Here is a 13494-nt window from a genome sequence, read left to right as displayed (position 1 = left end):
ACTAGTCGGCCAGGTCCGCCGCCAGCTCGTCGCGCCAGTGCACGGACATGCGCAGGCTCAGGACCGTCTCCGCCGCCGCGGGCAGGGGCAGCAGCAGGAACCGGCGCAGAGCCCCGGCCGCCGTGTCCCGTCCGTGCCACGCCGCGAGGTCGGCCGCGGTGACGGGCGCCGGGTCCGGCTGGTGGCGGGCCGCGTCGAGCAGTCCGCGGACGGCCCGGGTCTCCGCCCGGATGGTCCGCATCCGCAGGTCGAGGGCCCCGTCGGCCGTCAGGTCCACCGGCTCGCCCCGGCCGGCCTGCTCCAGCGCCCGGGCGATCTCCGGGTAGCTGTCGATGCCGGTCTCCGACGCCAGCCGGGCGAGCTGCGCCGCCACGGCGGAGCGCAACCGCTCCGGCGGGGTCCGCTCCACAAGGGCGCCAAGGTCGAAGTCGCGTACGACGGTGACCGGGTGCCGCGCCTCCGGCACCTCGTCTAGGACCGGCAGCAGCAGCGCGCTGGCCAGTGGCGCCGCCGCGTCGTCCGCCGGGTCCCAGCTGATGCCGTGCTCCGCCGTCAGGCCTGCCAGCAGCCGCGCGTAGGCGGCCGTCGAGCCGGGCCAGGGATCGACGCCGATCCGCTGCCACTGCTGTCCGCCGGGTCCGAGCGCGGGCTGCCCGTCAGGTCCGGTCACGTAGTCCTCGCGCGGCGATTCGACCCGGTGGCCTGCCTCCGGCCGCTCCGTGCAGTCCTCGACGACGGTCACGCGCACCTCGGGCCCCTGCTTGGCCAGCCGCACCACCCGGGTTCCGCGGGAGAGCCGTCTCAGCACCTCGGGACGGCCGAACTGGGCGTCACCGCCCTCTTGCATGGCGTACGACCACCCATCGCCGCAGGACCCGACCCGGACCATCGGGCGGTGCGCGGCCCAGGGTGCGCCGGCGGACAGCCTCGCCTGTTCCCGGCTGCGCGGCCCGGCGGTCGCGGGCACGGAGCCCAGCCGGTCCAGCAGCTCCCCGGGGTCGATGCCCGCCGCGAACACGACGTCCGGCTGCACGGGCGGTGCGGGTTCGGGTCCGAAGAATCCGCCGCTCGCGAAGGTGATGACGGCGTATGCCCCGTCGGGCTGGGGGACGGGCGGGGCCGGCTCGGCCGCGGGGACCTGCGGCTCGGGGGCCCCGGCGGCGACGTCCAGGGCGGAGGTCGGGGCGGCGACGACCGTCCCGCCGCCGTCCCAGATCAGCCGGCCCTCGTGGGCCAGGGGTGTCCGCCCGTCGAAGGGAAGGCCGTTGTCCAGGGCCGTGGCGAAGTCGGAGAGGACGTGCCGCAGTCCCCGCCAGGGGGTGAAGGTCGAGCCCGTCTCGTCGAAGTACCGGCCGACCCGCCCGTGGTGCGGGCCGGGGCGGGTGACCAGGAAGAGTCCGTCGGAGGACTGCCAGCCGATGCCCAGGGTGATCAGCAGTCGTTCGTGCGGCCAGTACGCGTACTCGTCGCGCTCCTCCTTGTCGAGCTCGGCCTCCTCCTCGGCAACGTCCTCCCCGACCTCGCGCAGGAACTCGGCGCTCCGGACGATCTCCCCGACTCCGGACGGTGGTCCGTAGTAGTCGAGCCGGAGCGTTCCGTCCTGGAGCTCCACACCGTCGTGCCGCAGCAGCGACTCCCTCAGGTCGGGCGGGAAGGCCACCCCCAGCCGGAGTTCGGCCGCCGCGATGTCCGCCAGGACGGCCGGCGGTCGCAGCAGCCCGTGGGTGACGGGGGCGTGCCGCGCGAGCCAGCTCTCGATGCGGTCCCAGGACTCTTCGACGGTGAACGTGATCATGCCCGGCACCCTAGGCGCGGGCACTGACACGGCCCAGTTCTCGTATAGCTCCCGCTACCCGACAAGTAACGCTGAGTAACCGTCCGGCGAAGCGGATCGCCGCCGAGTTCGGCGTCACCCGCCCCATCATCTACCGCCACCTGGGCAAGAACCTGGCGCCAGCCACACCGTAGGCGCGTCTCCTTGGCGACCTTGAGCACTATCGAGTCGACCGCATGCGCCAGGATCGCTACCTTCCGTTACTTGTCGGGTGGCGGCAGCTATACGAGAACCAGGCCTTCAGGAAGCGCAAGATCCACTTCCCATGCCCAGGCCATCTCGGCGCGGTCAAGGCCGCGCTCGTCTTCGGGCACAGCGGCGACCCTGCCTGAACCCTTCGAGTTCGAGGCGAGTGGTTTCGGGCAGGGGCGGAGTGAGTAACGGCTTGGACTCGTAACCCCCTAGCCCGTCTGGGCACCGGCATGCTCGAACCATGGGAAGACGCGACGGGGTGTGCAGCGGGACGGCCTGGGGGTGTCTGTTCAACGGTTGTCTGGCTGTGCTCGTGCTGCTTCTTGTGTGCTTCATCGGACTGTGGATCTGGGCGGCCACGGCGGATGACCGCGCCGAGGGAAAGGCCCGCGCTGATATGCGGAGTGCTGCTGAGGCTCGGCAGGAGAGGCTCGCCGAGGTAGCGGCCGACGGTGTGCTGAACGACAGCGAGATCGATCGGGTTTTCCCACGGGAAAAGCCGGCTCAGGGCCTGGTCAGCATCGAGCGGCAGGGCCCTGATCTCATGGTGACGGCAGAACTGCTGGGCATCGGGCCGGGGGTCTTCCTCACCAGCGAGACTTTTGTGACGGGGTGCTTCGCTTTCGAGGTCGCCCTGGACGGCAAGCTTAAGCCTGCGGTCACCGTGAGAGAACTGGCCGTAGCGAACCAGCCGCAGTCTGCGTGCACAGCGGCAGGAGTGCCGTCTCCCAGCGTCTTCCCAAGAGAGGATCTCACTCCATCGTGACTCAGGTCACATTTGCTTGGCGATGTGGGATCCGCTCCGGAAGTCTTTCGGGGGTTGACCATGCCGGTGGAGCTCATCGGGCAGCGGCCCGACGCTCACCAGGAGCCGCCGCCACCGCCTCCCTCGCCGCCGCCGACCCCACCGCCACCGGAGCCGCCGCCGGAGGAGGGGGACGCCACGGACGCCGCGGCTGAGGTGACCAGGGCGACGGCGATGGCCGGGCCGAAGAGGGACATGCGTTGCGCGCGGCGGGCGGAGCGGGTGGCGGTCGGGGCGACCCTCGAGTCGGTCATCGCCTGCGCCCAGCGATCGTTTACGCCCAGAGCCGCCGCCCACGCGGTGTAGTTGGGCAGGTGGATCCACACGTTGTACCGCGCGCCCGCCTTGTTTGCAGCCGGTAGGTTCGTCGGGTTGAGTGTCCACCGCCCCGTAACCTTGTGGAAGAAGTCGCCTTCCGGGTAGGAGTGGGTAAAAAAGACGTGGCCGTTGTACCCAGCGCCCACGGCCGTGGGGACCCGCGGTACAGCCGTTGGCGCTAAGCGCTTGAACATGGCAGTCAGCTGCGGGTCTCGGCGTTCGGGTGGGGCTGGGCCTGGAGCCGTTCGCGCAGCTCGACCTCTTCGGCGGCGAGCGGGTCTTCGGGCTGGCGGATGCGGGTGGGCTTGGGCCGCAGCGGCAGGCCGTCGTCCACCGCGGCGGCCCCGGCTTCCGCGAGTGCCCGGTAGAGCGAGGCGACCGAGGGGGACTTGCCCGCGTTTTTCCCAACCTTGATGGTGAGCTTCTTCGCGATGTCGGGGACGGGGACGCCCTCGTCCTTCAGCGCGACGGCGAAGGTCAGCATGTCGTCGTCGATGACCTTCGGCCGTCCGCCATGGTTGCCCTTGGACGCGGCGATGACCTGCCCTTCGAGGGTCTTCTCCCGAATGCAGTTGCGCTCGATCTGCCCGGCCACGGCGAGCACGGCGAAGAACATCGCTCCCATACCGTTGGGGTCGTAGATGCCGCTGAGCGGGCCAGTGAGGAGTTCGAGCTGGATGCCGCCGGCCGCCCTCCTGAATACTCACTGACCGAACGAACACACTCGGTCGACGTCCCACGACCACCTCCACGGCCAGCGAAGTGCCTTACGCCGAGGACGCTTGCCAGGCTCGGAGGACGGCCTCCAACTGCCCCAACGGATCCTCGCCCACGAAACGCAGGACGACCGTGTCCGCGCCGGCCTCCGCGAGATCGCGGATGCCGTCGGCGGCCCGGACGGCATCGCCGGACACGGTGAAGACCTCCTCCTGGGAGCGGCCCAGCCAGGCGCCATGGCCCTCGGTGTGGGGGTGGAGGGTGCGGGCCACCCGGTCGGAGTCGTCGCCGACGCACGCGAAAGCGAAGACAGTCCGGGTGTGATCGGCAGTGGCGCCGCCCTTGGCGATCAGCTTGCGGATGTGTTCCAGATCGCGCGGACCGTGACCCTCGGCGATCAGTGTGCCGTCGGCGACCCGGCCGGACAGCTCGAGAGAGCGAGGGCGCACCACGCCCGCGATGACCGGCGGGACATCAGCCGGCGGATGCACCAACCTGACGCCCTCCAGCCGTACCTCACGCCCCGTCACTTCGACACGCTCACCGCGCAGCAGCGTGCGCACGGAGGTGATCGTCTCCTCCAGCAGGGCCAGCGGGGAACGGGGCGCGACACCGACCTGGGCCATCCACTCCCGCACGCCGTGCCCGATACCGGCCACCAGTCGGCCGGGGAACACCCGGGCCAGCGTGGCCAGTTCCATCGCCAGCAGCGCCGGACTGCGCAGCGGGGCCGGAGTGATACCGATACCCACCCGCAGACGGTGTGTCGCCCCCAGGGCCACGGCTGCCGCCGACACGCCGCCGTTCCAGCCCAGGTCCTCCACCACCCACAGGTCGTCCACACCGAGCGCCTCGGCCCGCCGCGCGAACTCGGGCAACCCCTCCGGAGCCCAGTCACGGTCGTGCATCACACCAATTCGTACGTTTGTCATGGGGGGAACCTATGTGGCTGACGACAAGCGGATCAACGGCCCATCCCTCGGCGAACCCGGTGTCCGTCTGGGTGACGGGGCCGAGTTCGGTGGCCACGGCCGGAGTGCCGGCGAGGCGGAGCGGTGCGCAGCCAGCGGTTAGCTTCGGCAGCGAAGTCGGGGCCGAAGCGGAGCAGTGCTGCTGGACGAAGCCCAGGCCACCGACCCGTCGTCGAACAGATCTTCCTCGCCCAGCGCGGCCACGCCCAGTTGATCACGATCGGCGACTCCGCCCAGGCCATCTGGGTGGTCGACTCGGCCCTTCCGGTGGCCCGCGTGTCGCTTTCACGATCTGCCGGCCGAGCCGGGAGGCTGGCCGCCACTGGGGCCGCGCACTCCAGAAGCGGCACCCGACGCTCTGCTCGCGCCGGAGCGGGACTGCTCAGCGGCGGGGAAGAGCCGGGAAGTTGTTGGTCCACACACCGTCGGCGTGGGTCCGCAGGTACTTCTCGCGGCGCGGCGGGGTAACCACGGCGGCCTCGGCCGGGTGCCCGCCTGCGTCGCTCGTGTAGGCCTGACCCTTTTCGTCTTCGATCCAGGTGACGATCTCCGCCCGAGCAGCGCGGCATCATGTTGCCCGGCTTCCGCACCGGCGACGCCCTCGCCTCAGCCGTCCTGACCGCAGCGGCACCCGCGCGGATACGGCGTACTCGCTCTGCACGGGCAGGGGAGCGGCGACTTGGTCCCACAGGGGGTTCCAGAAGGCATGATGGGACCGCAGGCACGAGCCCTCCGGGCGATCACTGAGCGTCAAGAACTCCATGATCACTCAAGGCCCGCGCCTGCCTCGCGTTGCGGCCCGACTGGGCAACCATGCCCACCATTTGCCGGTCGGTCTAAGAACGGGTCACCGGAACCCCGTTGATCTTAGATCGGTTCTCAGAACCCGTTCTCGCACAAAGAGGCGAGTCGCCCCCTTCTGGGATCTGCTGGCGCGGGCGCCCAGTGCTCACGCGTCCCGTACGACCGCCAGCGCCGCCAACCCGAGCATCCTCACCTTCACCCCGACCGATGGCCAATCGGGCACAGTGAGAGCACTTCAGGAATCCCGAAGTTACGTCAGCCGACGGAAAGACACTCCGACCAGGAAGAACGCCCAGGCCGGCAGGCCAGTCGATTAGCAAGGCTCAGAGGAACTCGCGGGATGTCGTACATTCCTCGGCCTCGCCCTACTCTCATCCTCACGCCCGGTGCCGAGACGTAGCGGACCCTCACGACTCCAAGATCATTCGTGGCGGATTTCTGGCGTCCTGGGTCATGCCCCTTCTATCGGTACTGACCGTCGCAGCCCACGACCTGAAGTGAACTCCAGGGCACCGCCTGGTCGTGGGCCGCCCGCCGGTGGCATTATCTGCGGGATGCCCCCTTCCCTCCAGGTCGGCCCGTACACCGTCATCGCGCTCGCCGACGGCGCGGGCCCCTTCTTCTCCCCCAGGTCGGAGGCGTTCCCCGATGCCACCGCCGAGTATTGGGCGGCGGCCGACCGGCTCGATTCCGGCGCGCTCGACGCCGACGGGCGCTGGCGGCTCCAGTTCCGTGCGTTCGCGATCCGCAGCGACCGGGGTGCGACGCTGGTCGATGCGGGGATCGGCCCGGCCGACAGCCCGGCGGCCTCATGGGCGCCCGTGCCCGGGGCGCTCCCGGCCTCGCTGGCCGCCGCGGGTATCGAGCCATCCGATGTAGACACCGTGGTGCTCACGCACCTCCACACTGACCACGTGGGCTGGGCCGTCGTCGGCGGCGAGCAGGCGCGGCCGTTCTTCCCGAACGCCGAATACCTAGTGCAGCAGGCCGAACTTGACGCTATCGAGGAGGTCAACCCGCAGCTGCGGTCCGCTGTGATTGACCCGCTCCGGAAGACCGACCAGCTACGGCTGCTCGACGGCGACTCCCCGCTGCGCGGCGGCGAGCGCGTATTCGCCACTCCCGGTCACACACCTGGGCACCAGAGCGTGCTCGTCGAGTCCGGGCGCGACCTGGTCGTCGTCACCGGTGACCTGCTCGTGCACGCGATCCAGCTGCTCCACCCCGAACTCGCCTACGCCCACGAGATGGACATTGAGCAGGCAAGGTCCTCAAGGGAACAGGTGCTTCGCAGCCGGGCCGTCGGCACGCTCTACCTCGCGACACCGCACCTGACCGAGCCGTTCATCGCCCGCTGACCCACCTGGCGGGGCCGGTCATTCCGCGAGCACGCGCAGCCGCCCGGCCGTCTAGAGCCCGGTACCTGGGTCGCCCCTGCCGTCAACGGGCCTGGTCAGCGGCCTTTTTGGGAAACTCTGCGATCAGGGCAGTCGGCGGAACCCGCCGCCCGTCCTCCTTCATCAGGCACCAGCCGTGGGCGAGGCCGGGAACTCAGCGACTATTACTCATCCGTCTCCCGCTTCCTCGCCGAGGGCGACGCAGCCGAGGATCCCGGGTAGGCCGCGCACGGGACCCCAAGACAAGCTGTGCGACAGACCAGGCGTGGTGCAGTCTATGGGGCGCGTGGGATCAGCCCTGGACAACGCCGCCGCCGAGTCGTTCAACTCGCCGATCAAGGGCGGGTACATTCACCGCAACCAGTTCGCCACCCGTGCCGAGGCCCGGCTGAAGATCGCCACCTGGATCACGGACTTCTACAACCCGCGCCGCCGCCACAGCGGGGCCGCCGGCCTGCCGCCAATCGAGTTCGAACGCACCATCAGCGAAGCACGCGCCGAGCACTATCAGAAGGACCAAGCCGCGTAAGGAAGGCCTCTACGTTTCCAGGGGATTGACAGGTGTCGAGGGATTTGCCGAGCAGCCACTGCTGGTGGTCCTTTTGCAGGTCCCGCGCGGTGACGTCGTTGTTGATCGTGTAGCCCCACACGTGATCCATCGCTCGGTCGCGGTGGATGCCGCGCCCGCCGCGGCCGATGATGACGGCCAGTTCGGCCTCGTAGTCGAGGTCGGACGTGACGGTGAGGTGAGGGTCGATGTCGGAGTACGGCCCGGTCACCGTGGTGGGGAACTTGGAGAAGACGACCGGTACGGTCGGGAGGGCCCCGGGCCCGGGGCGTTCGGGCTGGTCGTAGCCGGATCGGCCGAACTCCTGTACGTGGTCGCGGTAGTTCTTGCCGACCGCGAAGAGGTTGCGGCGGGGCTGCGGGATCGGTGCGAGCAGCCGAGGTGAGGTGACGCCGGGAAGACCGGTCGCGCTCTCGATCACAGGGCCCAGGTGCTCCCAGTGGTCGATGACGTCGAGCAGTGTGCGGTTGCCGAGGACACTGCTCAGGTCGCGCACCTGCCCTTCGTCGTCGATGCGGCCGAGCGCCACCCGGCCCGAATCGGTGAACGTCGCGAGTTTCATCAGCCATTTTCCCTTCATGTACACGGGCGAGTGGGCCAGCAGGGTTTGCTCGGTGCGGCTACTTCGAGGCGGGCTGCGGACGCCAGGTGCGGTCGAGTCGGACGCCGGCGGCGGCTGCGACCCGGTCACGGGAGGCGGTCAGGCGCGTCTTCAGCGCGGGCAGGTCTACGCCGGCCAGGGCTCCGTCCCGTTTGACGACGCGGCCGGCGACCAGGACGGTGTCGACGAGACCGGGGTGGCCGTGGCTGACGATGGTGGCGGCCGGGATGTCAAGGTGGTCCAGGACCGCCACGTACGGGTCGCTGGCGGTGACCGCGGGGTCGCTCCAGGGGATCAGCGTGACGATGACCAGCATGGATCCGACGTAGAAGACGGCGATGCGCCACATCGCGGTGCGCAAGGCGGTGGCGGCTCGGGCTCGGCGGCGGCGATGGTGACCGTCTCCAGGCCGCCGTAGGCGAAGACCGAGGTGAGCAGGCCGATGACCAGGCCGTTCGTGCCGTGCGGCATGAAGCCGCCGTCCCCGGTGAGGTTGGCCGCGCCCGGGGCATCCGCGCCCGGCAGCACGCCGAAGATCGCGAGAGCGCCCAGCAGCAGGAAGAGGGAGATCGCGGCGACCTTCAGGGCCGCGAACCAGAACTCGAACTCGCCGAAGTTGCCCCCACCGCCGCCAGGTTCGTGCCGCAGAAGGCGGCCATGAACAGCAGGACCCACACCCAGGACGCGGTGCCCGGGAACCAGCCGGAACGTCCAGCTGGCGGTGAAGCCCGCCCAGGGCCTGATCGCCCGCTCGGCGTGCACCGAGAACGACCCGGAGGCCGAGTTGGCCGCCGACATCTCGCGGAGCATCCGCATCACCAGCATGACGAGCACGCCGGACAGAGCGTAGGCGACGACGATCGAGGGCCCGGCCGCCGCGATACCGGCCCCGGAGACGACGAACAGACCCGCGCCGATGACACCGCCGAGGGCGATCATCGACAGGTGACGCTGCTTGAACACGGGCAAGCGGGACGCCGCTGCGGGGTGTTTCCCCGTCGGTGTCACGGGCGGGTGTGGGGCCCGCGGTGTCGTGGGCGGGACTGTGGTCGGCGAGACGATGGTCTTGCGGGTAGGACATGGAGGTGCGCCTCTTCGTTGAGCTGCTGGACTCTCAAGGGCCGGTTGGGGTGAAACCAGCGCCGGTCACATGTGTGCCTACGAGTCGGGGAGTTGCCGCAGCGCGTGACCGGCGCTCTCCCGGTGGTTCAGGCGCTCGCCGCCGTGGTGTGTACGGCGTCGGCGGCGGCGAGCGCGTCGGCGACCAGGTCGGCGGTGTCCTCCGTTCCCGCGGCCAGCCGGACCAGGCCCAGCGGAACCGACTCGGCTATCTGCTCCTTGCTGAGCATCCCGCGCCACATGGACGCCGGGTGCACGGCCGGGGACTCGACGCCGCCGAGGCTGGCCGATCGCAGGGAGTAGCGAAGCTTGCCGAGGAAGGCGTCGGCCATCTCGAAGCCGCCGGTGAACTCGATGCCGAGCACTCCGCCGAAGCCGCTCATCTGACTGGCTGCCAGCTTGTGCTGCGGGTGCGACGCGAGGCCCGGATAGTGCACCTTCGCCACGGCCGGGTGCTCGCTGAGCGCCTCCGCGAGCGCCTGGCCGTTGGCGTTGTGCCGGGGCACCCGCAGGGGCAGGGTGCGCATGCCGCGCAGCAGCAGCCAGGCGTCGATGGGGCCCAGGGGGGCACCAGTGAGCAGGCCGACGTCCCAGATCCGGTTCAGGAGCTCGGCCGGCCCGGCGATCACCCCGGCGGAGACGTCGGAGTGGCCGTTGAGGTACTTGGTCGCGCTGTGCCAGACCAGGTCGACACCGAAGTCCGCCGGACGCGAGTTCAGCGGGGTGGCGAAAGTGTTGTCCGCCAGGGTGAGCGCGGGCGGCGACCTCACCCTCCCGCCGGGCACCGGACCGCAGCCCGGCACGACCGGCACCGTGCGCACCCTCGCCGCGAAGATCCAGGCCCCACGCCCCGCGTGCGACACCGGGACGGCTCACGTCACAGTGTCGGTCCGCGCCGACCAGCTCGGCCCGGACACCGGATGCGCCATCACCGGCGCCGTGCGCCTCTTCAACGGCACGACACCGGTCGCTACCGTCCTCCCGCCCAATGACGCCAAGGTCGGCTGGTCGGGCACGCTCACCGTGGAGGCGGACGTCCCGGCCGCCGACCTGGCCGCCGGGAACATCACCTACTTCGTGGCGCTCGACACCTACGACGACTCGCCGCAGGCATGCCCCGGCACCCCACGTAAAACGTCGTGGAAGCTGTCCAGGCTCACCGCATCCGTCGCCTACGAACAGACCGGCTGCACCCCGCAGTTCCTCCGCACCGTCACGGTCGACTGCGAGACGGGTGCCGTCATCGCCGTCACGGACACCACTCTCGACGGCGACCCATACACGGTCACCGGAAAGGTCGGCGAGTGCACGACCGGCGGCGGCTGCTGCCCGACGGAGGAATGCCGCGACACCAGCACGGTCCTGCTGTGCGACCTCGACCCGGAGTGCCAGGCCGGCATCAAGCCGACCGCGACGGACGAGCCGAACCCGGCCAGCTTCAACAACTGGCGGCCTGGGAGCGCCCCGACCTGGTGCCACCTCGACACGCCGGGGCAGGGCGCACCGGTATGGACCGGCGGGTCCGTCGTGCTGGGCCCCGACACGAAATGCGCGACCAGCTCGGGCGGTGACACGCACCGCGTGATCGGTGTCCACCTCGCGGCCGGATCTCCGTCGCTCACGGGCACGGTGGACGTGACGGTGTCGCTGCGGGTCACGAACAATGGGCCGAACCCCGGCTACATGGGTGACGGCATGTTCGCGCTGTGGGACGCGTCCGCCGGACCGTCCCGCATCAAATACGTCAGCGTGCCCTCGTCCGCCCCGGTCGGCGCGGTCTACCCCCTGACCCTGACCGCGGCCGTCCCGGCGGCGGCGCTCGCAGCTGGTGACATCGTCGCGGTCCTGGACCTGGAGACGTACCACGGCGCCGGGCCCAAGGCATGGACCGTGGACCAGTTCGCATGGTCGGCGGAGGTCCCTGCGATCGAGTGCGAGAGCCAGTTCCTGCGCACGATCGTCAAGGACTGTGCCACCGGGGCCACCGTGTCGGTCGTCGACACCACCCTGGACGGCGAGCCGTACGAGGTGACCGGCGACGTCGGCCAGTGCACCCCGGCCAGCGGCGGTGAGACCCCGCCGCCAGGCCCGTGCCAGGCCAACACCGTGATCGAGGCGTGCCGGTGCGACGACACCGACGGCGACGGCGTATCGGACATCGATTACGTCGAGCTCCTGGCGGTCGACTGCGACGGCAGCCTCACGAGTATCGGCACGTACACGCCGGACCTGTCCGCCCCGTACACCCCGGTCGCACCCGTGCCGTGCGAGACGGGTGGTGCGCCGTCAGCCACGGGCGTGCAGGGGCGTCGTGTCGAACTCGCCCCGGGGGAGACCTGGGACGCGGCCGCGTGGCCGACGCTCCAGTCCGTCACAGCCGTTGCCCGGGGCACGGGCACGGTGACGACGGCCGACGGCACGTCGAGTCTCGTCGCCTCGGAGTCCGTCGCCTGGTCCGTCGCCCGCGACTCCGACGCACGGCTGACCGGGCCGCTCACCGTCACCGCCACCACGGGCACCGTCGCGGTGTCCTGGACGACGGGGGTGAAACTCTGATGGCCGGCACTAGCGGCAGCCTCTCGCCCGCCCCGGGCCTGCCGGTCTACGGCCGTGTCTGGGCCACCGGGAATCTGGACCTCGTCGCCCCCGCCTCCGGGGTGTGGCTGCCGGTTCCCGGCTGCGAGATCACGCTCTCGGAGGCCGGCACGTACGAGGTCACCGCAGAGTCTGAAGGTGCGATCAACCTCCTCGGGACGTCCGGCTAAGGCGTCGTGATCAGTGTCCGATCGAATTCCCGGCGCAGGACACTAGACCGTGTCGGGAGTGCGCTGCTGGGTGGCCAGGACCCAGGCGGCGAAGGCCTCGACGCCGTCCACGACCGCTTCGAAGCGCGGGGAGTGGAAGACGTCGAACGAGTGCTGTGCGCCCGGCAGTTCGGCGTAGACCACGGTGCTCTGCGAGACCTGGCGCAGCCGGTCCACGAAGTGCCGGGCGCCCTCGACGGTGCCCAGCGCGTCCTTGGTGCCGTGGGCGACCAGGAACGGCGGCGCACCCGGGCGGAGATAGCCCTGGGGCTGGGGCGGGGGCGGCGCCTCGTCGGGCGCCTCACCGAAGTAGTGGCCGTAGTAGCCGTAGAGGCAGATCGCGGCGGTCACCGAGGTGTCGGCCGACTCGAATCCGGGCTGGAACGCCGGGTCGTTCGGCGTGAGCGCGCACAGGGCCGCCATGTTGGAGCCGGCCGAGCTGCCCGCCACGAAGATCCTCGACGGATCGGCGCCGTACTCGGCACCGTGCTCGCGGACCCAGGCGACGACCTTCTTGGCGTCGATCTGGTGGCCGGGGAACGTGGTCTGGGGCCGCAGCCGGTAGTTGGCGCTGATGCACACCCAGCCCTGGCTGGCGAGCCGGTACAGCAGGGGCCGCGCCTCGCGCCGCTTGTCCCCGCTGCTGTAGCTGCCGCCGTGGAAGTAGACCAGGACCGGCGCGTTGTGCGGCGTGCCGCCGCGGCGGCGGTAGACGTCGAGCAGATTCCGGCGCCCGGCGTCCCCGTAGCTGATGTTGGGGATCCGCTCCACATCACGGCGCCGCATCATGCCCGGCAGCAGCAGGATGCGGGCCCAGGGCCGGTGGCGGCGCAGCGCGGCGCCGCGCACACGCTCCCGCCAGCCGGTCCCGAGGCCCTGATCGAGGGCTTGCCCGACCACCCGGTCCGAGCGCACGCCCCGCCAGGCGGAGACCGCCAGCCCGACGAAAGTGACGGCAGCCACCGCGGCCGTCACCTTGGCGCCCGTCGGCTCCAGATCGCCCTGGCCGGCGGCCAGGGCGGTGGAGGCCACCAGGAAGTAGATGCCGATGAACGGCACCTCGTTGAGGATCAGGCCGAACCAGAAACTCATGCTCGCCAGCAGTCGGGGGCGGCGCGGCGCGACAACGGCGAAGAAGGTGCACCAGGCGAGTATTGCCGTCGACACCACGTATCCCATGGGCATGGTATTGATCGTACCCCTGTCAACTCTGGGAATATTCCCGGTACTTCCTCACCTAGCGTTGCCGTGTCATGGAGGTGACACACGTGGCTCTAGCTAGGTGTTGGCTGGCCTCGCGTGCCGGGAGTCGGCGATTTCGAGTCAGCGGGGCGACTCCCGGAAGACAGCCCGCCCCAGCGTGC

General features: G+C 70.4%; 13 protein-coding genes and 1 pseudogene. 5 read left to right on the top strand and 9 right to left on the bottom strand.

The window, feature by feature from the left end:
• Position 1: 1 nt before the first annotated feature.
• Complete coding sequence (locus ACNPQM_RS22025; protein ID WP_418085412.1) at positions 2–1795, bottom strand: SMI1/KNR4 family protein; 1794 nt, start codon at positions 1793–1795, stop codon at positions 2–4.
• A 472-nt stretch (positions 1796–2267) separates the two neighbouring features.
• On the opposite strand from ACNPQM_RS22025, the gene ACNPQM_RS22020 reads away from it, so the two are divergent.
• Positions 2268–2792, top strand: a complete 525-nt coding sequence (locus ACNPQM_RS22020) for a hypothetical protein (RefSeq protein WP_418085411.1) — start codon at positions 2268–2270, stop codon at positions 2790–2792.
• Positions 2793–2887: 95 nt separating this feature from the next.
• Here the strand turns inward: ACNPQM_RS22020 and ACNPQM_RS22015 are convergent, their stop codons facing one another.
• From ACNPQM_RS22015 to ACNPQM_RS22000, 4 genes are all read right to left on the bottom strand, one after another.
• Complete coding sequence (locus ACNPQM_RS22015) at positions 2888–3295, bottom strand: hypothetical protein (RefSeq protein WP_418085410.1); 408 nt, start codon at positions 3293–3295, stop codon at positions 2888–2890.
• A gap of 53 nt (positions 3296–3348) precedes the next feature.
• Complete coding sequence (locus ACNPQM_RS22010; RefSeq protein ID WP_418085409.1) at positions 3349–3774, bottom strand: hypothetical protein; 426 nt, start codon at positions 3772–3774, stop codon at positions 3349–3351.
• 142 nt (positions 3775–3916) lie between these two features.
• On the bottom strand, positions 3917–4798 hold the full coding sequence (locus ACNPQM_RS22005; protein ID WP_418085408.1) for an LLM class flavin-dependent oxidoreductase: 882 nt from the start codon (positions 4796–4798) through the stop codon (positions 3917–3919).
• A 421-nt stretch (positions 4799–5219) separates the two neighbouring features.
• A complete protein-coding gene (locus ACNPQM_RS22000; protein ID WP_418085436.1) occupies positions 5220–5384 on the bottom strand; it encodes a DUF3892 domain-containing protein in 165 nt (54 codons plus the stop codon).
• Positions 5385–6195: 811 nt separating this feature from the next.
• Between ACNPQM_RS22000 and ACNPQM_RS21995 the strand changes: the two genes are divergently transcribed.
• Positions 6196–6999, top strand: a complete 804-nt coding sequence (locus tag ACNPQM_RS21995; RefSeq protein ID WP_418085407.1) for an MBL fold metallo-hydrolase — start codon at positions 6196–6198, stop codon at positions 6997–6999.
• Positions 7000–7174: 175 nt separating this feature from the next.
• Entirely contained in the window at positions 7175–7567 is a 393-nt protein-coding gene (locus ACNPQM_RS21990) for an integrase core domain-containing protein (protein WP_418085406.1), read from the top strand.
• Here ACNPQM_RS21990 and ACNPQM_RS21985 read toward each other — a convergent pair.
• From ACNPQM_RS21985 to ACNPQM_RS21975, 3 genes and pseudogenes are all read right to left on the bottom strand, one after another.
• Positions 7521–8168: a fumarylacetoacetate hydrolase family protein gene (locus tag ACNPQM_RS21985; RefSeq protein WP_418085405.1), complete on the bottom strand. Its 648-nt coding sequence runs from the start codon at positions 8166–8168 to the stop codon at positions 7521–7523. The genes ACNPQM_RS21990 and ACNPQM_RS21985 overlap by 47 nt on opposite strands.
• Before the next feature lie 58 nt (positions 8169–8226).
• Positions 8227–9146 (bottom strand): annotated as a pseudogene (locus ACNPQM_RS21980) (hypothetical protein).
• Between the two features lie 269 nt (positions 9147–9415).
• Entirely contained in the window at positions 9416–10096 is a 681-nt protein-coding gene (locus ACNPQM_RS21975) for a trans-sulfuration enzyme family protein (RefSeq protein ID WP_418085404.1), read from the bottom strand.
• Here ACNPQM_RS21975 and ACNPQM_RS21970 point away from each other — a divergent pair.
• A complete protein-coding gene (locus ACNPQM_RS21970; protein ID WP_418085403.1) occupies positions 10062–11882 on the top strand; it encodes a hypothetical protein in 1821 nt (606 codons plus the stop codon). The two genes, ACNPQM_RS21975 and ACNPQM_RS21970, sit on opposite strands and share 35 nt — an antisense overlap.
• Entirely contained in the window at positions 11882–12091 is a 210-nt protein-coding gene (locus ACNPQM_RS21965) for a hypothetical protein (RefSeq protein ID WP_418085402.1), read from the top strand. Before ACNPQM_RS21970 ends, ACNPQM_RS21965 begins: the two co-directional genes overlap by 1 nt.
• 42 nt (positions 12092–12133) lie before the next feature.
• Here the strand turns inward: ACNPQM_RS21965 and ACNPQM_RS21960 are convergent, their stop codons facing one another.
• On the bottom strand, positions 12134–13315 hold the full coding sequence (locus ACNPQM_RS21960; protein WP_418085401.1) for an alpha/beta hydrolase: 1182 nt from the start codon (positions 13313–13315) through the stop codon (positions 12134–12136).
• Positions 13316–13494: the final 179 nt, after the last annotated feature.

Origin of the sequence: Streptomyces sp. NPDC056231, assembly GCF_048270745.1 — a bacterium.
In the GTDB taxonomy this organism is placed as follows: Bacteria; Actinomycetota; Actinomycetes; order Streptomycetales; family Streptomycetaceae; genus Streptomyces.
Note: the sequence above shows the minus strand (reverse complement) of the source record. Positions and strands in the feature narration are given on the sequence as shown.

Bases quoted from the DNA above. Each gene is read 5' to 3' on its own strand.
- ACNPQM_RS22025 (WP_418085412.1), bottom strand. From the start codon at position 1,795: ATGATCACGTTCACCGTCGAAGAGTCCTGGGACCGCATCGAGAGCTGG.
- ACNPQM_RS21985 (WP_418085405.1), bottom strand. From the start codon at position 8,168: ATGAAACTCGCGACGTTCACCGATTCGGGCCGGGTGGCGCTCGGCCGC.
- ACNPQM_RS22005 (WP_418085408.1), bottom strand. From the start codon at position 4,798: ATGACAAACGTACGAATTGGTGTGATGCACGACCGTGACTGGGCTCCG.
- ACNPQM_RS22020 (WP_418085411.1), top strand. From the start codon at position 2,268: ATGGGAAGACGCGACGGGGTGTGCAGCGGGACGGCCTGGGGGTGTCTG.
- ACNPQM_RS21965 (WP_418085402.1), top strand. From the start codon at position 11,882: ATGGCCGGCACTAGCGGCAGCCTCTCGCCCGCCCCGGGCCTGCCGGTC.
- ACNPQM_RS21995 (WP_418085407.1), top strand. From the start codon at position 6,196: ATGCCCCCTTCCCTCCAGGTCGGCCCGTACACCGTCATCGCGCTCGCC.
- ACNPQM_RS21960 (WP_418085401.1), bottom strand. From the start codon at position 13,315: ATGCCCATGGGATACGTGGTGTCGACGGCAATACTCGCCTGGTGCACC.
- ACNPQM_RS22010 (WP_418085409.1), bottom strand. From the start codon at position 3,774: ATGGGAGCGATGTTCTTCGCCGTGCTCGCCGTGGCCGGGCAGATCGAG.